Genomic DNA, 20,225 nt, shown 5'->3' on the forward strand with positions numbered 1-20,225 from the left:
CAGGCCGCCGGCCGGTCGTTCACCTCGTGTCGCCGGTGGTCCGCCGGGGGCGGCGTCCCCCGGCGCCGTGCGCTGTGCGCCGTGATCCGTAGTCGTGCCGTATCCAGGTCAGGAGCCCGCCCGTGCACCGTTTCGATACCGCGTCGCTGACGGCGGGCCGGTGGCGCAACGGCGGAGGCACGACCAGGGAGATCGTGTCGGGTCCGGCGGGCGCCGGGGAGTTCGGGTGGCGTGCCAGCGTCGCGGACATCGACCGGGACGGGCCGTTCTCGGCGTTCGCGGGTGTCGACCGGACGCTCACCTTGCTGGCCGGTGACGGCGTGCGGCTGGCCTGCCCCGGAGTGTTCGACCGGCTGCTGACGCGGGTGGGCGAGCCGTTCGCGTTCTCCGGCGACCACCAGGCGGCCGCGACGCTGCCGGGCGGTGCCTGCCGGGTGCTGAACATCATGGTGCGGCGCGGCCGCTGGACCGCCCGGGTCGAGCAGGTCACCGGACCGCTGGTGCCCTCCCCCGGACACGCCGGGGTGCTCTACGTGCTGCGCGGACAGTGGCACGCGGGCGAAGCCGGAGGCGGGGGCGGAGGCGGGGGTGTGATGACACACGGTCAGGGCGTGTGGTGGGCGCAGGACGACCACACGCCGGGCCAGGTGCCCGCACCGCTCTCCCCCGACGCCACCGCCCTGTGGGCGGACATCACCCCCACCCCGTGACCCGGGCCGGGCAGGGTGGCGGCCGACGGGGGCGCGTGGGCGGCCCGGCGACCCGGGCCGGGCGGGGCGGCGGCGTGGCCGCGGCGGTGCGCCGCGGCCCGGGGGCGGTTCAGAGGGGGAAGGAGCCGGTGCGGTCGGTGGCGGGGGGCGGCGGGACGGGGCGTCTCAGACCGGTCTTCTGGGCTGCGACCAACAGCAGGTAGTGCGGGTTGAGTTTCAGGTAGCGGCGCCACAGCCGGCGTGGTTCCGAGGCGAGCCGCCACAGCCACTCCAGCCCGTGGCGCCGCATCCACAGCGGTGGCCTGCGCAGGATCCCGGCGTGGAAGTCGAACGCGGCGCCGACGGCGAGCAGGGGCATCTGCAGCAGCGGGCGCATGGCGTGGACGAAGATCTCCTGGCGCGGGCAGCCGAGCCCGACCAGGACGATCCGGGCGCCGGAGGCGGTGATCCGGTCGGCGATCTCCCGGTCCTCGCCGGGGCGGGCGGTGCGGAACCCGGACGGCTCCCGGCCGGCGATCTTCAGCGCGGGCAGCGTGTTCTGCAGGTTCAGCGCCAGGCGGTCCAGTGTCTGTTCCGTGGAGCCGTACAGATACACCGGAAGGCCCTCGTCGGCTGCCGCCCGCAGCACGTGCCAGGTCAGGGTCGGGCCGGAGACCCGCTCGGTCAGGCCGGTGCGGTGCAGGGCGTTCAATGCCCAGCGCACGGGCTGGCCGTCGGGGGTGACCAGGTCGAAGGAGTTGAGCCGGGCGGCGTGTTCGCGGTCGAGTACGCCGGTCATCACGCCGTGCACGGCGAGCGCGGTCAGGGCGAAGGGGCGGCGCCGGCGGGCCGCGTCCAGGACGGTGGCCACGGCCTGGCCGTAGGTGGTGGCGTCGACGAGGACGCCGAGGATGTTCCGCTTCACCGGGCCGGTGTCCATCGGTCGGCGTTGGCGTCGTGGATCTCCTGCATGATCATGGGGACGTCGTGGGTGAGCTGCCAGGTCGGGTAGTGCTCCTGGAAACGCCGGTTGGAGCTGATCCACCAGATGTGGTCGCCGGTGCGGGGGGTGTCGAGCCGCTCGACGAGCATCTCGTTGCCCGAGATCTTCTCGGCCAGCGCGATCGCCTCGAGGTTGGAGGCGTGGGAGTGCCGGCCGCCGCCCAGGTTGTACACCTCGCCGCTGCGGGGGGCGCGGAAGAACGCCTCGAACGCGGCGACCACGTCGTGGCTGTGGATGGCGTCCCTGACTTGTTTGCCCTTGTAGCCGATGAGTGTGTAGGGGCGTCTTTCCATCGCGCAGCGCATCACGTAGGCGAGGAATCCGTGGAGTTCGGTGGCGCAGTGGCCGGGGCCGGTGAGGGTGCCTCCGCGGAAGCAGGCCGTGCGGAGTCCGAAGTAGCGGCCGTATTCCTGGACCAGGATGTCGGCGGCGGTCTTGGAGGCGCCGAAGACGGAGTGCAGGCAGGTGTCGATCGACATGGTCTCGTCGATGCCGGCCGCGTAGGGGTGGCCGGGGGCGATCTCCCAGCGGGTCTCGTGTTCCTCGAACGGCAGGGAGTTGGGGCGGTCGCCGTAGACCTTGTTGGTGGAGCAGTGGATGACGGGGGCGTCGGGGCAGTGTTCGCGGACGTTCTGCAGGACGTTGAGGGTGCCCGTGGCGTTGATGTCGAAGTCGAGGAACGGGTCGCGGGCGGCCCAGTCGTGGGAGGGCTGGGCGGCGGTGTGGATGACGACGGCGATGTCGGGGCCGTAGCGGCGGAAGAGTGCGGCCATCGCGTCCCGGTCGCGGATGTCGAGGGTGTGGTGGGTGTAGGCGGGGCCGAGGTCCGTGGACAGGCGGGTGGCGTTCCACGCGGTGGACGCCTCGGGGCCGAAGAACCGGGCCCGCATGTCGTTGTCGATGCCGACGACGTCAAGTCCCAGGCGGCTGAAGTGCCGTACCGCTTCTGATCCGATGAGACCGGCTGATCCGGTCACGACAGCGACGCTCATACCATCACTTTCCGAGAGGAGCTGACCGAGGTTTTCTGTTCCGGGGTGCGGCGGTGGGATCCGCGTCGCGACCGGTCCCCCGCGAGGAGGATTCCGGCCGCCCAGAAGAAGGGGGCGGCGCCGAAGGGCGACTCCAGGATCACGCCCAGCAGGGCGACGATGAGGAGGGAGACGACGAGCAGGACGCACAGCGCTGTCAGTTCGTCGGGCGGTCCTGTGCGGACGGTTCGGATGGTGATGGCCAGGAGCCCGGCGAGGATCGAGACGATGAGGACGAGTCCGACGACGCCGAGCCGGGCGAAGACGGTGATCAGGTAGTTGTGCGGGGAGCGCACGCCCATGCCGCGGCCGATGGGGAGGTCGCCGTCGGACTTCTGCAGGAAGTCCGGCCCGAAGCCCACACCGACGGCTGTGCGGGTGGGGTCGTCGAGGGTGTAGGTGACCACGCGCTCCCATGCGAACAGGCGGGCGCGTGTGGTGCCTTGGGCGTTCTGTACGACCTCGGGGGCGGCCGTGGTGTCGGTGCCCAGCGCGAGGAGGCGCTGGCCGGCCGGGGACATCGGCAGGGCCACGATCACGGTGAGCAGCGCGGTCACCGCGAGGAGCACCGCGCGGGGGGTGATACGGCCGTTGGTGCCCCTGGCGCGGAACAGGGTCGCCACCAGGACGCAGGCGCAGCAGGAGAACAGGCCCGCCCGGTTCACCTGGGCCAGGCCGGTCACGAGCGCGGCGGCGGCCAGTGAGGCGTGCAGCCAGACCCGGCCGCGTCTGATCTTCAGGATCGACAGGCCCGCGAGGATGCCGAGGACGGCCACGTCGAAGTCGGTCCTGATCTCGAAGACGCGGGTGCGGCCCACCTCGGGCAGGGTGGCGACGAAGGCCGGTGCGAGGGTCGCCACGGCCATCCATGCCAGGTGCAGGACCAGGGCGATGTGCAGGAGGCGGATGGTGCGCCGTCTGCCGTGCTCGCCCACCCGCTGGTAGCCGCCGGCGGCGAGGTAGGCGATCGCGGCGTAGACGAAGGGTGCCGCGTCGCGGGCGGCCGTGCGCAGGTCCGCGTCGACGGTGAGCAGGTGGGCCCCGGTCACCACCAGCAGCAGGGCGAGGGCGATTCCCGGCCTGTGGAGGGGCTGGTGCCGTTTCGCGGACAGGGTGGTCCACCACAGGGCGTGCAGGAAGGCCGCGGCGAGCAGGATGTCGCCGATGTAGAGCGGCCCGATCTGCATGTGGGAGAGCCACCGGCCGCCGGTGAGCATCACGGCGACGACGATGACGCCGGCGATCAGCTTGTCGTCACCGACCGGCTCACGGCCGACCGGTTCGCGGACGGCGGGTTCGCGGACGACCGCGCGGCTGGAGGGTTCGCGGACGACCGGCTCACGGCCGGCGGGTTCGCGGCTGACCGCGCGGCTGGAGGGTTCGCGGACGACCGGCTCGCGGCCGGCGGGTTCGCGGACGACCGGCTCACGGCCGGCGGGTTCGCGGACGGCGGTGTGCCGGGTGGGGCGGGCGGGGGTGGTGGGGTGGGGTTCGCGGACGGTGGCCGCGGGGCGGACGGCGCGGGCGGGGGTGTACGGGGTGGGGCGGGCGGGGCCGTCCGCCGGGGGTGCCGGGTGGGGGGTCACGTGGTGGTCAGGGCGCGGCCGCCCGCGATCCGCGCGGCCTCCTCGTACACGGTGGTGATGCGCGAGAGCCAGGCTCGTTCGGTGTAGTGGTCGGTGTAGACCTGCCGGCAGTGGGTGCGCAGGGTGGGGAAGAGGGCGGCGGCCCGGGCGAGGACGGGGGCGAGGGGTTCGTCCCACGTGGTGACCAGGCCGGTGCCGTGTGCGCGGACCGACTCGGCCACCGAGGAGCCCTCGAAGGCGAGGGTCGCCAGTCCTGCCGCCAGGGCCTCGATCTGGACGCAGGGCTGGACCTCGTACCAGCGGCTGGGGAAGACCAGGCCGCGCCAGGTCGCCATCCGCCGGCACAGTTCGGTGCGGTCGACATGGCCGAGGAAGCGCACCGAGGAGGGGGCCGCCGCCCGGCACTGGGCCAGGAGTTCGCCGTCGCCGACGATGTCGAGCGGCTCGTCGGCGGGCCACTGGCGCAGCAGTTCCAGGACGCCCTTCTCCGCGGACAGGCGCGCGGCGACCAGCCAGCGGCCGCTGTCCTCACCGGACACCACACCGGACGCCGCACTCGACGTCGCACCGGATGCCGCACCGGATGTCTCCGCGGGTGTGTCGCCGGGTGTCTGTGCGGGTGCTTCTGCGGGTGTTTCTGCGGTGGACGGGGTGTCGACGAAGTTGGGGACGAGGGTCAGGCGCTCCGCGGGGACACCGGCACGCAGGTAGGTCTGCCGGCTCAGGGGGGAGTTGACGACGATCCGGTCGGCGCGGGCGAGCAGCGGGTCGCGGGTCGGGCCGTGTCGCTGGGCCCAGGCCAGGGGGAGGGTGGCGGCCCGGGAGCCGCGGTAGCAGCCGAGTTTCAGGGCCGCCCAGGGCTCGCCGTCGGGGCAGCGGGTGCACACGGCGCCCGCGCGGTAGAGGGTCGCCGCGGCGCACATGGGCCGGTAGTTGTGCAGGGTGGCGACGAGCGGGCCGTCCCAGTGCCGTACCCAGGAGCGTCCGAAGTTGGGGAAGAGGTTGTGGACGTGGACCACGTCGGGGCCGTAGGCGCGCAGCTGGTCGAGCGGGTTGTTGCCGCGGCCGGTCGCGACGCGGGCGGCGGCCCGCAGGGGGTAGAGGGGGTCGCGTGCCAGTTCGTCGGTGTGCGCGGCGAACAGTTCCACCGTGTGGCCCGCCGTGCGCAGGGCGCGTACCTGGTCCCGTACGAGCTGGTTCTCTCCGCTGGGCTTCCCCGCGGTGTAGAAGCTGTGGACCACCGCGATCTTCATGACAGGCACCTCTGGTCGTCGGCGTGGGTGTGTCGTCTTCGGGAGCTGGGCGGGTGCCCGCTGCGGTGTGCTCGCCGGTGCGTGGGGGCGGGGAGCGGGCAGGACTGGGCAGGCCAACAGACAAATTCGCGCACGTGGGCGGTCGTCTTCGATGTTTCGGGCGATCGTCGCGGTGAGCCCACCCGCTTGGCCGAGTGCGGCCGGGCGGTGCGGTGGGGGCGGGGATCGGGGCGGGCGGGGGTTCCACGCTGCTTATCGGGTGATAGTTCCGTGCGGACGAGCGCCGTCGGCGGCGTCGGCGGGTGCCCGGCGGACACACTCGGTACCGTCCGCCGCTGCGCCGCGCCGCGCGGGACGCCCTGGACCGCACGGCTGTGGGTGCCGGATGTCCCGGGCGTGCGGGTGGTGCTCGAAGGGCGGCGATCTTCCGCTGGAACCGGTTAGAGAGGGACACCGTGACTGTTCGGGGAGAGGTACCTCATGTGCCGCTGTCGGGGCAGCCCCAGGAGCAGCCCGGCCCGGGGGGTGCGCATCGTGAGCGGCGGCGCCGCAAGCCGGCCTGGTACCGGCCGGCGGCGGTCGCCGCCGACGCGGTGGGGGCGCTGGTCGGGGTGTACGCGGCTCTGCGGCTGGCCGGTGAGGGATCCGCCCCGTGGTGTGCGGCGGCGGTGGGCGGGGTGTGGGTGGTGGTGCGGGGTTCGCGGATGCGTTACGCGTGGCGTGAGCTGGGTGAGCGGGGCGGTGCCGGGGTGCTGGGGCGGGACTGGGTGGTGCTGCTGGCCGTGCTCGTGGTGGTGCGGGCGGCGGCCGGTGTGGAGGTGCCGGTTCTTCCGGTGCTGGCGGGTGTGTCGGGGTGTCTCGTGGTCACCGCGGCCTGCCGGCATCTGACGCATCGCCATCTGGTGGCGCGGCGTCGTGCCGGGCGGTCCGTGCGCCGGGTGCTGGTGATCGGTGAGGCGCCGGCTCTGGGTGAGCTGTTGCGGCATCTGGCGCGCCGGACCGATCACGAGTTCGTCGTGGTCGGGATGTGTCCGATCGGGGACGACTCCCCCGATTCGGTGGCGCCGGTGCTGGCGCGGCTGGAGCGGGAGGCCCCGGCGCGGCTGTCCGGTGACGCGGTGCCGGTGCTGGCGGCGGCCCGTGCGCTCGACCCCGATCTGGTGTTCGTGATGTCGGGGCCGAGTATGGCCGGTGAGCGGCTGCGGAGGCTGTCCTGGGCGGTGCACGAGGACGGTCGGCCGCTCGTCGTGGTGCCGGGTCTGACGGAGGTGACCCAGCGCCGGGTCGGGGTCTCGTCCGTGGCCGGTCTGACGCTGCTGCACGTGGCTGCGCCCGTGCGCCGTGGCGGCTCGGTGCTGGTGAAGGGGGTGACGGATCTGGTGGGTGCCGCGCTGCTGTTGGTGCTGCTGGCTCCGGCGCTGGCGGTGGTGGCGCTCGCGGTGCGTCTGGACTCGCCGGGGACGGTTCTGCACCGTCAGACCCGGGTGGGGCTGGGCGGGCGGCAGTTTCGTCTGGTGAAGTTCCGCACCATGGTGACGGCCGCCGAGCAGATGCGGGAGGAGCTGGCCCGGACCAACGAGCACGACGGGCTGATGTTCAAGATCCGCCGTGATCCCCGGATCACCCGGGTGGGCCGGGTGCTGCGCCGCTTCTCGCTGGACGAGCTTCCGCAGCTCTACAACGTGCTGAGGGGGCACATGTCGCTGGTGGGTCCCCGGCCGCCGCTGCCGAGCGAGGTGGCGCAGTACACCGACGTGGAGCTGCGGCGGCTGAGCGTCAAGCCGGGGCTGACGGGGCTGTGGCAGGTCAGCGGGCGTTCGGATCTGTCCTGGGACGAGACGGTCGCCCTGGACCTGCGCTACGTCGACAACTGGTCGCCCGGCGTCGACTTCGGCATCCTGCGCCGCACGGTGCGTGCGGTCATCGAGGGCAACGGCGCCTACTGACCCTGCGCGGGCGCGGTGTCGGGTCGGGGGCGGCGGCCGGGGCGCGGTGCCGGGGGGGGCGTACGGGGACGGTGCCGGGAGCGTACGAGGGCGGTGCCGGGGGCAGCTCCCGTACGAGGGCGGCTCCGGGGCGGCTCCCGTACGGGGCGGCTACTGGGTGCGTGCGGGGTGGTGGCGGGGGCCGTACGGGGACGGTGCCGGGAGCGTACGAGGGCGGCTCCGGGGGCAGCTCCCGTACGAGGGCGGCTCCGGGGGCTACTGGGTGCGTGCGGGGTGGTGGCGGGTGAGCGCGGCGGGGAGCAGGCCGCGTTCCCGGGCGACGCGTACGCCTCGCAGGCTCCCGCCGTATCGTGCGCAGCACACCGCGAGGGCGCCCGCGGTGATCAGTTTGGCCGCGAGGAGCAGCGCCGTGGGGCATCGGCCGTCGAGGGTGTGCTGGAGGCACCACAGTACGGTCCAGGTCGCGGCGGCCAGCCCGGCCGCCTGTGCGTAGGCGGCCGCGACCGGTCGCCGGGTGGCGGGGAAGAGCCGGCTCAGCCATGCCTGGAGCAGGGCGAGTCGGATGGCCTGTCCGGTCAGCACGACCGCCATCAGTGCCTGGATGCCGCCGCCGGCGGCCAGGGCCAGGGCCGTGCCGGTGACGAGAACCGCCAGTTGCACGAGGTGGATGAGGACCTTGGGGCCTACCAGTCCCATGGCCTCGACCAGGGTGCCCAGGAACTGTGCGAGCAGGGCCAGGACGCTGACCAGGCCCAGCATGGGCACCAGTTCCGCGGCTCCGGTCCACTGCCCGCCGAGCAGCAGGGCCACCAGCTGGTCGCTGCTCGCGCCGATCACCGCCCACAGGGGAAGGAGGATCAGGGCGGTCAGGCAGACGCAGTCGGTGTACGAGGCGCCGAGCCGGCCGGTCTCGTGCCGGATGCGGCTGAACGCGGGCAGGAGGACCTTGCTCGCCGCCGTCTGGATCTGGTGCAGGGGCAGTGATGCCAGGAGCGCGGCGCGGTCGTAGAGTCCGGCGGCGGTGATTCCCACGTAGCGGCCGATGGCGAGTTTGCCGAAGTCCTCCGTCAGGTATTCGAGGAACCCGTTCACGGAGACCTTGCCGCCGAAGCCGAGGATGTCCCGCATGGCCGGCAGGTCGAACAGCGGGCGCAGTGAGTGCCTGACCAGCAGGCAGGGCAGCAGGGCCTGCAGGAAGTACCAGCAGAGCGTGCCGTACACGAGGCTCCATACGCCCGCGCCGGACAGGGCGGAGGTGAATCCGACGAGGCAGTAGCCGACGGCGAAGGAGAGGAAGTCGGTGAGGGCGACGGCGCGGTAGCGCATGGCGCGGGCCAGCAGTCCGGCGGCGGGGGCGCCCAGGGCCATGAACACCAGCATCAGGGCGGTCGCCCGGATGACGCGGGTCAGTTCGGCCGGGCCGCGGACCAGTTCGGTGGCGTACGGTGCCACGCACCACACGGCCGCGAAGGAGCAGGTGCCGACGAGGAGCGCCAGGGTGAAGGTGACGCGGATGTCGCGGTCGGTGAGGGTGGCGCGCTGGACCACCGCGGAGCGCAGGCCGCCCTGGGCGAAGTGGTGGGCGAAGCGCAGCACCAGGTGGGCCAGGGCCATCAGCCCGAAGTCCTCGGGGGTGAGCAGGCGGGCCATCACGGCCGCGTAGGGCAGCTGCAGGACGATCGCGGCGACGCCGGCGAGGTAGGTCCAGCGCATGCCCTTCACGGTGGCGGAGCCCAGCTGCGTCATCGGGTGGTCGCTCTCGCCTTCGGCACGGTGGATCTGCGTCAGGTGCGCACCCTCGCACGGGGGCGGGCCGTGCCCAGTCCGACGCGCGAGGTGTCGTTTCACACGTACGAGTGATCGGCGCCGGGGGCGGGGGGATTGTCCGTTCATCGTTCTGGGTTCGGGCTGTGCGCTCGCGGCCGGGAATTCCGCCGTCCGCTCTACCGGCCAAACGGTGCACAGCCGTGTTCCCGCGTGAATGGCGCGAGGGAATCGGATCATATCCTTCCGATGTTTCGGGAGATTTCTTCTCGTATTCCGGGCGGAAATCTTCCTCCCTCTTCTTTTCCTGCATTCATGGAGATGCATCATGCGCGTAGCGGTGACCGGTGGGTGCGGTTTTCTCGGTTCACATCTGTGCGAGGCGCTGCTGCGGCGCGGGGACGCGGTGGTGTGCCTGGACGACCTGAGTACGGGCCGGCCGGAGAACCTGGCGCACCTTCGGTCGTATCCCGGGTTCGAGTTCGTCCGGGCGGATGTGAGTGTGGCCGTGGAGGTGTCCGGTGCCGTCGACGCGGTCGCGCATCTCGCGAGTCCCGCGTCCCCGCCGGACTATCTGCGCCGTCCGCTGCAGACTCTGGCGGCGGGCAGCCGTGGCACCGAGAACGCGCTGGGTCTGGCCAGGCGCGACGGGGCGCGTTTCCTGCTCGCCTCGACCAGTGAGATCTACGGTGATCCGCAGGTCCATCCGCAGGACGAGGAGTACTGGGGGCACGTCAACCCGGTCGGGCCGCGCAGTGTCTACGACGAGGCGAAGCGGTACGCGGAGGCCGTCTCGCTCGCCCATCACCGCGCCCTGGGCACCGATGTGGGCATCGTCCGGATCTTCAACACCTACGGTCCGCGGATGCGTCCGCACGACGGGCGGGTGGTGTCCAGCTTCATCAGCCAGGCCCTGCGCGGTGAGGCGCTGACGGTCTACGGCGACGGGAAGCAGACCCGCAGTTTCTGCTATGTCAGTGATCTCGTGCGTGGTCTGGTGGCGATGCTGGACTCCTCGCAGACCGGGCCGGTCAACCTCGGCAATCCCGAGGAGTGGACGGTGCAGGAGCTCGCCGAGCTGGTCCTGGACATCACCGGTTCGCGTGCGCCGATCCGTTACGAGCCGCTGCCGGTGGACGACCCGGTCCGGCGCCGCCCGGTCATCACCCGTGCGATGGAACACCTCGGGTGGCGGCCGGAGGTGACGGTCGCGGACGGTGTGCGCCGGACCGTGGAATGGTTCAGCGCCACCTGACCGGCCCCCCGCCCGGTTGTTCTGTGTGCTCATGCTCCCTGACGGCATCACGAGAGGTGGCCCATGCCCGGTCGCACCACGGTGCTGGTGACCGGCGGTGCCGGTTTCATCGGCAGTCACACCTGCGTCGAACTCCTCGGCCACGGCCATGACGTGGTGGTCGTCGACGACTACTCCAACAGTTCGCCCGGTGCGCTGGAGCGGGTCGCGAAGATCGCCGGCCGGCCGCCGGCGGGCGTGTACGAGGTCTCTCTGCACGACCGGGACGGGCTCTCGCGTGTGTTCGAGGAGCATACGGTCGACGCCGTGGTCCACTTCGCCGCGAAGAAGGCCGTCGGGGAGTCGGTGGAGCTGCCCGTCGCGTACTACGACACCAACGTGGGCGGCACCGTGGCGCTGCTGCGTGTCATGCAGGAGCACGGGGTGGGCCGGCTGGTGTTCTCCTCGTCCTGCTCGATCTACGGAGACGCCGCCAAGGTGCCGCTGACGGAGGCGGACCCGGCCGATCCCACCAACCCGTACGCGACGTCGAAGTGGCTGTGCGAGCAGGTCCTGGCCGACACGTGCCGGTATCTGCCCGGTCTGTCGGTGCTGTCGCTGCGCTATTTCAATCCGGTCGGCGCGCATCCCAGCGGGCTGCTGGGCGAGGTGCCCCGGGGCACGCCGGGCAACGTGATGCCGTATCTGGCGCAGGTCGCCGCGGGCCGGCTGGAGCGGCTGCGGGTGTTCGGCGGCGACTATCCCACCGCGGACGGCACCGGTGTGCGTGACTACGTGCATGTGATGGACATCGCCGAGGGCCACCGGGTGGCGCTGGAGCACCTCGACGACGAGCCGGGCATGCGGGTGTTCAACCTCGGTACGGGGTCGGGTACGTCGGTGCTGGAGCTGGTCGCGGCGTTTCAGCGCGCGTGCGGGACGCCGATCCCGTACGAGATCACCGGCCGTCGTCCGGGCGATGTGCCGGCGCTGGTCGCCGACCCGGGGCGGGTGGCCCGGGCGTGGGGCTGGAGCGCGAGGAGGGACCTGGCCGCGATGTGTGAGGACGCGTGGCGGTTCCAGGAGCTCAATCCGTGCGGCTATCCGGACTGAAGCGTGGACCGGACCACATTCGAGGAGAGGCGAGTGACATGCGACTGACCGTCATCGGGACGGGATACCTGGGCGCGGTGCATGCCGCGTGCATGGCGGACATCGGGCACGAGGTCCTCGGTGTCGACATCGACGCCGGGAAGATCGCGGCCCTGGGCAGGGGCGTGGCGCCGTTCCACGAACCGGGTCTGCCCGAGGTGCTCGGCCGGGCCGTGGGCTCGGGCCGGCTGCGGTTCACCACGTCGCTCGCCGAGGCCGCCGAGTTCGGCGAGGTGCATTTCGTGTGTGTGCCCACCCCGCAGCACGCGGACGCGCCCTGCGCGGACCTGCGGGCGGTCGACGCCGTCGTCGACGGGCTGGCGCCCCTGCTGCGGCGGCGCTGTCTGATCGTGGGCAAGTCGACGGTTCCGGTGGGGACGACGGACCGGCTCACCGCGCGTGTGCGGGAGCTCGCCGGCCGGGGCGCGGATGTCGAGGTGGCGTGGAACCCGGAGTTCCTGCGGGAGGGCTTCGCGGTCAAGGACACGCTGTGCCCGGAGCGGATCGTGGCGGGGGTGCTGTCGCCGCGGGCCGATGAGGTCCTGCGCGAGGTGTACGCGCCGATGCTGGGCGCCGGTGTGCCCTACATCTGCACCGATCCGGCGACCGCGGAGCTGGTGAAGGCGGCGGCGAACGCGTTCCTGGCGACGAAGATCTCGTTCATCAACGCCATGGCCGAGGTGTGTGACGCGGCGGGCGCCGATGTGACCACCCTGGCCGACGCTCTGGGGCACGACAGCCGGATCGGGCGCCGGTTCCTGTCCGCCGGGCTGGGGTTCGGCGGCGGATGCCTGCCCAAGGACATCCGGGCGCTCGCGGCGCGGGCGCAGGAGCTCGGTGTCGGCGGGGCGGTGCGGTTCCTCCACGAGATCGACGAGGTCAACGCGCGGCAGCGGCGCCGTACCGTCGACATCGCCAGGGACATGGCGGGCGGTGGGTTCACCGGGCGTCGTATCGCCGTTCTGGGCGCGACGTTCAAGCCCGACAGCGACGACGTCCGTGACTCGCCCGCGCTGGCGGTCGCGGCGGCGATCCACCGCGAAGGCGCGCGGGTCGTGCTGCACGACCCGCAGGGCATGGACAACGCGCGGGCCGTCCTGCCGCTGCTCGACTACGTGCCGGACGCGGAACAGGCGTGTGCGGGGGCCGATCTGGTGCTGCATCTGACCGAGTGGTCCGACTACCGCCGTCTCGACCCGGCCGCGCTGGGGGCCGTGACCCCCGCGCGCAGGATCCTCGACGCGCGCAACGCCCTCGACGCGGCGCGGTGGCAGGCCGCCGGCTGGACCCTGCGGGCGCTGGGCCGGCCGGCGCCGCCCGCACTGCCGGCGCAGCAGGCGGCCGCCGGCCACCTGGCCCCGGTCCCCTCCGCGGGCCGCGGCTGAACCGGACACGGGGCACTGCCGCCGGGGCTGAACCGGTTGGGGCGCTGCCGCCGGGGCTGGACTGGACACGGGGCAGTGCCGCTGGGGCTGAACCGGACACGGGGCAGTGCCGCTGCGGCTGAAGCGGTCAGGGGCGCTGAGGGCGCGGCTGAACTGGACGCGGGCCGCTGCCGCCGGGGCTGGAGTGGACGCGGGCGCTGCCGACCGGCTGAAACGGACAGGGGCGCTGCCGTCCGGCTGAACCGGACGCGGGCGCTGCCCTCCGGCTGAAGCGGACGCGGGCGCTGCCGCCGGGACTTCGGACCGTCGGCAGTGCCCGGGGGGGGGTGGGGGTGGCGGGGTGATCGGGAGCAGGTGTTGGGGGTGTTGGGTCGTGGGTTTGGGGGTGTGGGGGCGTGTGCCGCCGCTACTGCGCGGGGCGGGGCGGGGCTGATACGACCGCTGCCGTCGGCACACCGGACGCACCCGGCACACCGGAGCCTTCGAGAGCGTCGGGGGTGTCAGAGGTGTGGGGGGTGTGGGGGTGGTCCGGTCGGGTTGGGGTCCGGGGCCGGGTGGCGGCCCGGGTGAGGGCGGTGCGGTAGAGCTGTTCGGCGATGTCCGCCTTCGCCGCGTAGGTGTGCTGGTGCGCCCACTCCACGGCGGCCCGTGCCATGCACTGGCGGGCCTGCCGGCCGCCGAGGACGCCGCCGAGTGCCCACGCGAGGCGTTGCGGGAGGTCGGATGGGTCGCCCAGGGGCACCGAGACCGCTCCGCCGGGCGCCGAGAAGTCGCTGATGCCGTGGTGGCCGAGGTGGACCACCGGCAGTCCCCTGGCCCACGCCTCCAGCGTCTGGGTGCTGGAGGAGTCCCGCAGACTGGTCATCAGGAACACGTCGGCGTCGTCGCAGGCCGCGAAGACCTCCTCCCGGGGCAGCCGGCCGCGGAAGTCGACGGCTTCGGCCACGCCCAGACGCGCCGCGAGCCGCTGCAGTTCGGGACGTGACGGGCCGTCGCCGATGACGACGAGACGGGCCCGAGGGATCCGCGACCGCAGGTGGGCCAGTGCCCGCAGCGCGAGATCGGGGGTCTTGCGCGGGTGCAGTCTGCCGACCCACAACACGGTGGGCGGCCGGCCGGGCCGCTCCGCCCGCTCCCCGGACGCATCCCCGGTCAGCGACGCATCCCCGGTCAGCGACTCGTCCCCACTCAGCGACGCATCCCCGGTCGGCGACTCGTCCCCGGTCAGCGGCTCGTCTCCGGTCAGCGGCTCGTCTCCGGTCAGCGGCTCGTCCCGGATCAGCGGCTCGTCCCGGATCAGCGACTCCTGAATGCCGTCGGCCAGCATCAGCCGGGCCTCGGGGGCGCGGCTGAGACGGCGGGCCAGCCGTAGCGTGTCGCGGTTGGTGGCCAGCACCACCGCCGCCTCGCTCACCGTCCGGCGGCATGCCGGACGGTGGCTCAGGAACCGCGCCCACACCAGGGTCCTCAGCGCCTCCTGCCAATAGGCCGCGCCGAGGTAGCGGCGGTGGCTGTGCGGGGCGATCTGCCCGCCGCCGACGGGCCCGAACACCAACGGCGGTCCCAGGCGGCGCAGCGCGGAGCCCCCTTGCAGGGAACCGTAGGACACGTGGTGCACCACGTCGGCCGTATCGAGCCCGTGGCTACGGGCATGGGCCAGTGCCCGGTGCTGCCAGGCGTCGTAGCGCCGGACCTCCGCGGCCATGTCCCTGAGCGGCGGCGGCAGTGCGCGGGTCCACGCGGGCGTCGGCGGCAGGGCGACGGTATGGATGCGGATGCGCTCGCCCACCGCCCCCAGTTCCGTGATCCGGTGCTCGATGGCCCGCAGGTTGCCGTCCACGGGGTGTGTGAGGACCTCGACGGTGTGGCCGCGGCCCGCCAGCGCTTCGGCCCAGCCCCACCCGATGGCGGGTTCACTGCCCCGGGTCGGGTCGCAGGCGAACGCGACCAGCACGATCCGAAGAGGGGCGGGATGCGAGGAGATCTGCCTGTCCATGGGGATCACCCTGCCGCCCGGGCGGGGCGCATCCGGCGCAACACGTCCGAACGATAGGCCGGTCGGGGTGCCCTTGCGGCCGTCGCTGCCGGGTCCACGGCACCCCTGCGTCTATGGTAAACGGGAAAATTGGCATGAAAATGGGTGAATTGGGCGCTGCTTGCCCTGTGAGGGGTGAACGTTGGATCTTCGTGGATACCTCAAGCTGCTGGCCAGACGCTGGCCGACCGTCCTGATCTGTCTGCTGCTCGGCATCGTCGCGGCAGAGGTCGTCACGATGGTGAGAACACCGGTCTACGAGGCCCGCACCCAGTTGTTCGTGGCCACCCGGACCGGTGCGGACACCTCGGAGCTGAACCAGGGTCAGAGCTTCTCGCAGGCCCGGGTGCAGTCGTACTCGGCGATCGTCGCCACGAGCCAGGTGACGCAGCCCGTCGTGCGCCAGCTGGGGCTGCCGTACTCGCCCTCGGAACTCGCCTCGCGCATCACCGCCGAGGCCCCGCTCAACACCGTCCTGATCAACATCAAGGTGCGCGACACCGACCGGGTACGGGCGGCGCGGATCGCCGACGCGGTCGCGGCCCGCTTCATCGGGCTCGTCGAACGGCTGGAGACGCCGAAGAAGGCCCAGCCGGCGCCGGGTCAGAAGGAGAACGCAGCCCCGCAGCCGACCGTCTCGCCGGTCTCGCTCGGGGTCACGGAGAAGGCGTCCGTCCCCAAGAAGCCGGTGTCACCCGACCGTCTGCTCGCTCTCGCGTTCGGCGTGCTGGGCGGGCTGCTGCTCGCCGCCGGAATCGTCGCGCTGCGCGAGGCACTCGACACCACCGTCAAGACCAGCGAGGCGCTGGGGGAACTCACCGCGCTGCCGGTACTCGCCGCCATCCCCTACGACAAGAGCGCCGGCCGCAAGAGAATCGCGCTCGAGGCCGCCAGCACCTCCCCGCGCGCCGAGGCGTTCCGCAAGCTGCGGGCCAACCTGCAGTTCGCCCAGGTCGACGACCCGCCGCGGGTGATCGTCGTCACCAGCGCCCTGCCCGGCGAGGGAAAGACCACCACCTCGGTCAACCTGGCACTGTCCCTGGCCGATGCGGGCCTGCGGACCTGCCTGGTCGACGCGGACCTGCGCCGCCCCTCCGTGGCCCCCACCTTCGGACTGGTCGAAGGCGCCGGACTGACCACCGTCCTCATCGGCCAGGCCGCCACCGAGGACGTGATGCAGCAAGCCGCGGGCCGCCTCGCCGTCCTCACCAGCGGCACCCTGCCGCCGAACCCGACCGAACTGCTCTCCTGCGGCCGGATGGCGGAAGTCCTGCGGGAACTCGCCGACACCTACGACATCGTCGTCGTCGACAGCGCCCCCCTGCTGCCGGTGGCCGACACCCTGGGCCTGTCCCCCCTCACCGACGGAGTCCTGCTCGTCGTCAGCGCCTCCAAGACCGGACGCGACCAGATCGTCGACGCGGCCGACTCCCTCCACCGCATCGGCGTCCCCGTCCTCGGCACAGCCCTCAACATGTCCTCCACCCACAAGGGCAAGGGATACGGCTACGGATACGGCTACGCCCCGACCGAACTGCCGACCCCCAGACCCGCGACCGACACCCAGGGACCCCACACCCCCACACACGAGACCGACCAGCCCGCCACCACCACTGCGGACGAAACCGAACAGCCCGCAACCACCACCATCACCATCGCGGGTGAGGTGAACGAGCCCGGCACACCAGCCGCCACGGCGGGTACGGCGGAGCAGCCGGCCACGGCCGCCACCGACACGGGCGCGGCGGAGCAGCCCGGCACGGCCACCACCGGCGCGGGCAGGGCGGAGCAGCCCGGCACGGCCACCACCGCCGGCGCGGGCGGGGCGCAGAAGTCCGGCGCTGCTCGCGCCTCGGGCGCGGGGAAGGCGGCTGTTCCGCCGGCCGGCACGGGGCAGGCGAAGGAGCCCGTCACGGCCGCCGCCGGCGGGACGGGCACACGCAAGCGGGCCGGCGCAGGGAAAACGAAGGAGGGCGTCACGGCCGCCGCCGGCGCGGGCAAGGCGAAAGAGCCCGCCGCGCCGACTGCCGCGGGGAAATCGTGAACGGCCGCGCGGCAACCGCAACCACAGGCACAGTGGCGGTCGACGGGTTCGAGGTGCTGTTCGTCTGCACCGGCAACATGCACCGCTCACCCGTCGCGGAACGGCTGCTGGCCGCAGCCCTGCCCCAGCAGGGCTTCCGGGTGCGCAGCGCGGGCACCGCCGCCCGGCCGGTACCGCTGGACCCGCTCACGCGGGAGATCCTCGGCGAACTCGGCGGCGACCCCCACGGCTTCACCGCGCTGCGGCTGGAAGCCGGCCAGGTCGAACGGGCCGATCTGGTCCTCGGGCTGGAATGCTGCCACCGCGAGGCCGCCGTACGGCTCCACCCGCTGGCACTACGGCGCTGCTTCACCCTGAGAGAGTTCGTCCGCCTCGCACAGGGCACCGCGGCCGGCACACCACGCGAGACGGTACGGCTGGCGGCCTCCCGCCGTGGCACGGTGATCCCCCCGACGGACGAGTCGGACGGCATCGACGACCCGGTCGGCGCTCCCCCGAAGGTGCACCGGGCACGGGCAAGGGAAGTCCACGACGCCGTCCGCGCACTGGCCGGCATCCTCGCCCCCTGAAACACCCCTACCGGGGGCGCACCACACGGGTTCGTGTGGCGCGCCCCCGGCCACGTTCCCCGGAAACGAATACTCCTGCGGGATCGTGCCGCGCGGGATACGCCGGAGGCCGGGAGGCCAGGAGGCCAGGAGGCCAGGAGGCCGGGGGCCCGGAGACCGGTGGGGCCGGAGACCGGGGGCCCGGAGACCGGGGGCCCGGAGACCGGTGGGGCCGGAGACCGGAGGCCCGGAGACCGGAGGCCCGGAGACCGGAGGCCGGGGCCAGGGGGCCGGAGCGTACGGGTGATGGGGTGGTGATGTGGTGTCAGGCGTGGCACGGCCGGGCGGGTGTGACCGTGGCCCGCAGCGGCGACACCAGAGCCTGCCGCAGCACCGTCGGGGCCCGGTCGGCATCGGGCTCGACCAGATGCAGCACCAGAGTGCGGCTGCTCTGCCGGGGAAGCTCCAGATCGAGCGTGTACGTCGGATGGCCCCGCTCGACACCGGGAATCAGCGCCACCGCACGGCCGTCCAGCGTGGCCCGCGTCAGCTTCGCCCCCGAACCGGCGTAGTACGACACCAGAAGCCGGTTGTCACCCGGCCGGGTGGGATACGGCGGGGCATCGGCCCGCATCGTGACGTACTCGGGAAGACCCGACACCGGCGCCCGGCTGGTCAGCGCCACCGTCGCGGTGACCTGCCGGCCCTCAGGCGTGCAGGCACCCGGCTCCCACACCAGACTCCGCTCCAGGTAGTAGTCCAGCTTGGAACCGGCGGCATTGTTCACCACCACACCCGCGAACGGGCCACCCTCCCGCGGCAGCACACCACCCAACGGCCGCCGCTCCACAAGCCGCTGCTCCCCCGGATGCGCACTCCACAGCTGCACCCGGCCCTCCTCCTGCACCTGACGCAACGCACCGAGCAGAGCGGGAAACACCCCCGGATCCTCGGCCGCGGCCATGAACCGGGTCGCCGCGGCACGGGCGGCATCGATGAAGAAAGCCTTGCGCCGCTCGAAATCCGCGTACTTCACATAACTCGTCCGCTGCGTGAGATCCACCGCGTTGTCTGCGGTGATGGCCGTACCGTCGGACATCGTCACCGGCCCCGTGGCCCGCAGCAGAAGACCCAGCGCGGCCGGATCCGTGCCGATCGCCCCATCCAGCCGCACCCCCGTCAACTTCTCCCCGTACGCCGTCCACAACCGCGCCGCATGAGGAAAATGCGGACTCAGGTTCGAATTCACAAACAGGGTCCCCGGCGCGTTCTCCCCATAACGCGCCGTGAACTCCGCCCCCAGATCGACATCCGCACGCACACCGTCCATGTCCGTGTCATTGCCGAAACGCTCGAAAGCCAGCCGCCCCCCATCCGCCCGCAACACCGCGAACGCCCCCGGCAGACCACCGGTCCCCCGCGCCTCCGCCGTGTTCTGGAACACCAGAATGTAACGCCGCGGCCCGTGCGCCCCCAGCAGCCCCGGCAGCGCACGCGCCGCGAAAGCCGCCTCCTCCGCCTGCCCCGCCAGCTTGTCGACCTGCCCCGCCAACTGCCCACGCGCCCGGTCCACCGCCGGCAGCCACGTCGACACCGGCAGCCGGCCGGTGTCCTCCCGCACCCGCACCGCGGCCTGACCCGCCCGCACGAACCCAGGCGCCCCACGCTCCAACTCCGCCATGACCCCCGACATCCCACCCGCCCGCGCATCCGCCTTCAGCCGCGGCACAGCCCGCACCAGCGGCGGCAGCACCTCACCCGCCACCACATCCGAAGCCCGCGCGATACCACGCACCGACTCCAACGGCTCACCCACCACCGGCAGCCACGCACCGACAAACCAGGCAGGCCCCGTCGTCAACCCATGCGCACGCTCCGCATGACCCGCCGCCGAACGCAACAACCCCTCCGCACGAGACTCCCCCACCGACCCCGCGGACAACACCACCCCACCCCCACCCCCACCCTCACCCTCGACCGCGCCCGCCAGCACTCCCCGCAGCCGCCCCAGATCCTCCTGCGCGGCCAGAAGCTCCCCACGAGCCAGCCAGCCCGTCACACCCACCCACCCGGCGGCCGCCACCGACACGGCAGCGACCGCCCACAGGACACTCCAACGCCAGGACCCCCACACGCCCCGCCGCTCCCGGCCGGCACCCCGAACACACCCGGGACCCCGCCCGACCGCCCTGCGCCACACACCCGTCATCACGAAGAACGACGACGACGGGCAGCCCACGCAGCACCCGCACCCGCAGCCACCAGAGCAGCCGCGACACCACCCAGCACCAGCTCCCCGGTGTTATCACCACCCGTGTCCGCCAGATGCGGCTTCCCCGGCTTATGCCCCTCATGATCCCCATGCCCCCACTCACCCTCATCCGGCTCATGAGGCTTCGGCGGCTTCGGCGGATACGGATGCCCCGACGAATGCGGCGGATACGGGTGATCCTCCGCAGCAGCCACCCCCACCAACGGCACGGCCAACACACCCACCGCGACCACCGGCACCACCACAGATCTCCAACTCCACGACACCTTCATGCCACTCCACT

15 protein-coding genes are annotated in these 20,225 nt (G+C 72.7%); 7 read left to right on the forward strand and 8 right to left on the reverse strand.

What is annotated here, in order from left to right:
• Nucleotides 1–122 precede the first annotated feature (122 nt).
• Nucleotides 123–710 (forward strand): HutD family protein, encoded by a 588-nt coding sequence (locus AB0D99_RS32250; RefSeq protein ID WP_362370461.1) that lies wholly within the window; start codon nt 123–125, stop codon nt 708–710.
• Nucleotides 711–819: 109 nt separating this feature from the next.
• On the opposite strand, the gene AB0D99_RS32255 is transcribed toward AB0D99_RS32250, so the two are convergent.
• Genes AB0D99_RS32255 through AB0D99_RS32270 form a run of 4 tightly spaced genes read right to left on the reverse strand, consistent with a single transcriptional unit; the run spans nt 820 to nt 5,562 of the window.
• Complete coding sequence (locus AB0D99_RS32255; RefSeq protein WP_362370464.1) at nt 820–1,614, reverse strand: WecB/TagA/CpsF family glycosyltransferase; 795 nt, start codon at nt 1,612–1,614, stop codon at nt 820–822.
• Complete coding sequence (locus tag AB0D99_RS32260; protein WP_362370466.1) at nt 1,611–2,684, reverse strand: NAD-dependent epimerase/dehydratase family protein; 1,074 nt, start codon at nt 2,682–2,684, stop codon at nt 1,611–1,613. Before AB0D99_RS32260 ends, AB0D99_RS32255 begins: the two co-directional genes overlap by 4 nt.
• Nucleotides 2,681–4,309 (reverse strand): O-antigen ligase family protein, encoded by a 1,629-nt coding sequence (locus AB0D99_RS32265; protein WP_362370469.1) that lies wholly within the window; start codon nt 4,307–4,309, stop codon nt 2,681–2,683. The genes AB0D99_RS32260 and AB0D99_RS32265 overlap by 4 nt, the downstream gene beginning before the upstream one ends.
• Nucleotides 4,306–5,562, reverse strand: coding sequence for a glycosyltransferase (locus AB0D99_RS32270; RefSeq protein WP_362370472.1), 1,257 nt, complete (start codon nt 5,560–5,562; stop codon nt 4,306–4,308). The genes AB0D99_RS32265 and AB0D99_RS32270 overlap by 4 nt, the downstream gene beginning before the upstream one ends.
• 482 nt (nt 5,563–6,044) lie before the next feature.
• On the opposite strand from AB0D99_RS32270, the gene AB0D99_RS32275 reads away from it, so the two are divergent.
• Entirely contained in the window at nt 6,045–7,508 is a 1,464-nt protein-coding gene (locus tag AB0D99_RS32275) for an exopolysaccharide biosynthesis polyprenyl glycosylphosphotransferase (protein ID WP_362370474.1), read from the forward strand.
• Between the two features lie 255 nt (nt 7,509–7,763).
• Here the strand turns inward: AB0D99_RS32275 and AB0D99_RS32280 are convergent, their stop codons facing one another.
• On the reverse strand, nt 7,764–9,254 hold the full coding sequence (locus AB0D99_RS32280; RefSeq protein WP_362370477.1) for a lipopolysaccharide biosynthesis protein: 1,491 nt from the start codon (nt 9,252–9,254) through the stop codon (nt 7,764–7,766).
• A 346-nt stretch (nt 9,255–9,600) separates the two neighbouring features.
• On the opposite strand from AB0D99_RS32280, the gene AB0D99_RS32285 reads away from it, so the two are divergent.
• The 3 genes from AB0D99_RS32285 (at nt 9,601) to AB0D99_RS32295 (ending at nt 13,043) form a co-directional block, all read left to right on the forward strand.
• Nucleotides 9,601–10,527, forward strand: a complete 927-nt coding sequence (locus AB0D99_RS32285) for a UDP-glucuronic acid decarboxylase family protein (protein ID WP_362370480.1) — start codon at nt 9,601–9,603, stop codon at nt 10,525–10,527.
• A gap of 63 nt (nt 10,528–10,590) precedes the next feature.
• The gene (galE, locus tag AB0D99_RS32290) at nt 10,591–11,619 is read left to right on the forward strand and encodes a UDP-glucose 4-epimerase GalE (protein WP_362370483.1); all 1,029 of its coding nucleotides are present in this window, start codon (nt 10,591–10,593) and stop codon (nt 11,617–11,619) included.
• A 38-nt stretch (nt 11,620–11,657) separates the two neighbouring features.
• The gene (locus AB0D99_RS32295) at nt 11,658–13,043 is read left to right on the forward strand and encodes a UDP-glucose/GDP-mannose dehydrogenase family protein (protein ID WP_362370486.1); all 1,386 of its coding nucleotides are present in this window, start codon (nt 11,658–11,660) and stop codon (nt 13,041–13,043) included.
• 406 nt (nt 13,044–13,449) lie between these two features.
• Here AB0D99_RS32295 and AB0D99_RS32300 read toward each other — a convergent pair whose 3' ends face one another.
• On the reverse strand, nt 13,450–15,039 hold the full coding sequence (locus tag AB0D99_RS32300) for a glycosyltransferase (RefSeq protein ID WP_362370489.1): 1,590 nt from the start codon (nt 15,037–15,039) through the stop codon (nt 13,450–13,452).
• Between the two features lie 181 nt (nt 15,040–15,220).
• Here AB0D99_RS32300 and AB0D99_RS32305 point away from each other — a divergent pair, with 181 nt between their 5' ends.
• On the forward strand, nt 15,221–17,122 hold the full coding sequence (locus AB0D99_RS32305) for a polysaccharide biosynthesis tyrosine autokinase (RefSeq protein ID WP_362370492.1): 1,902 nt from the start codon (nt 15,221–15,223) through the stop codon (nt 17,120–17,122).
• A 32-nt stretch (nt 17,123–17,154) separates the two neighbouring features.
• Entirely contained in the window at nt 17,155–17,691 is a 537-nt protein-coding gene (locus AB0D99_RS32310; protein ID WP_362370495.1) for a low molecular weight phosphatase family protein, read from the forward strand.
• Between the two features lie 304 nt (nt 17,692–17,995).
• Here the strand turns inward: AB0D99_RS32310 and AB0D99_RS32315 are convergent, their stop codons facing one another.
• Nucleotides 17,996–19,729, reverse strand: coding sequence for a DUF4012 domain-containing protein (locus AB0D99_RS32315; RefSeq protein WP_362370499.1), 1,734 nt, complete (start codon nt 19,727–19,729; stop codon nt 17,996–17,998).
• 149 nt (nt 19,730–19,878) lie between these two features.
• Nucleotides 19,879–20,225 (reverse strand): LPXTG cell wall anchor domain-containing protein (locus tag AB0D99_RS32320; RefSeq protein WP_362370502.1); only part of this gene is annotated, 347 nt, incomplete at its 5' end.

The organism is Streptomyces sp. NPDC047971 (assembly GCF_040653355.1).
Classification (GTDB): domain Bacteria; phylum Actinomycetota; class Actinomycetes; order Streptomycetales; family Streptomycetaceae; genus Streptomyces.

Excerpts from the sequence above, each read along its gene's own strand:
- AB0D99_RS32285 (WP_362370480.1), top strand. The coding sequence starts at position 9,601 with ATGCGCGTAGCGGTGACCGGTGGGTGCGGTTTTCTCGGTTCACATCTG.
- galE (WP_362370483.1), top strand. The coding sequence starts at position 10,591 with ATGCCCGGTCGCACCACGGTGCTGGTGACCGGCGGTGCCGGTTTCATC.
- AB0D99_RS32280 (WP_362370477.1), bottom strand. The coding sequence starts at position 9,254 with ATGACGCAGCTGGGCTCCGCCACCGTGAAGGGCATGCGCTGGACCTAC.
- AB0D99_RS32270 (WP_362370472.1), bottom strand. The coding sequence starts at position 5,562 with ATGAAGATCGCGGTGGTCCACAGCTTCTACACCGCGGGGAAGCCCAGC.
- AB0D99_RS32300 (WP_362370489.1), bottom strand. The coding sequence starts at position 15,039 with ATGGACAGGCAGATCTCCTCGCATCCCGCCCCTCTTCGGATCGTGCTG.
- AB0D99_RS32295 (WP_362370486.1), top strand. The coding sequence starts at position 11,658 with ATGCGACTGACCGTCATCGGGACGGGATACCTGGGCGCGGTGCATGCC.
- AB0D99_RS32260 (WP_362370466.1), bottom strand. The coding sequence starts at position 2,684 with ATGAGCGTCGCTGTCGTGACCGGATCAGCCGGTCTCATCGGATCAGAA.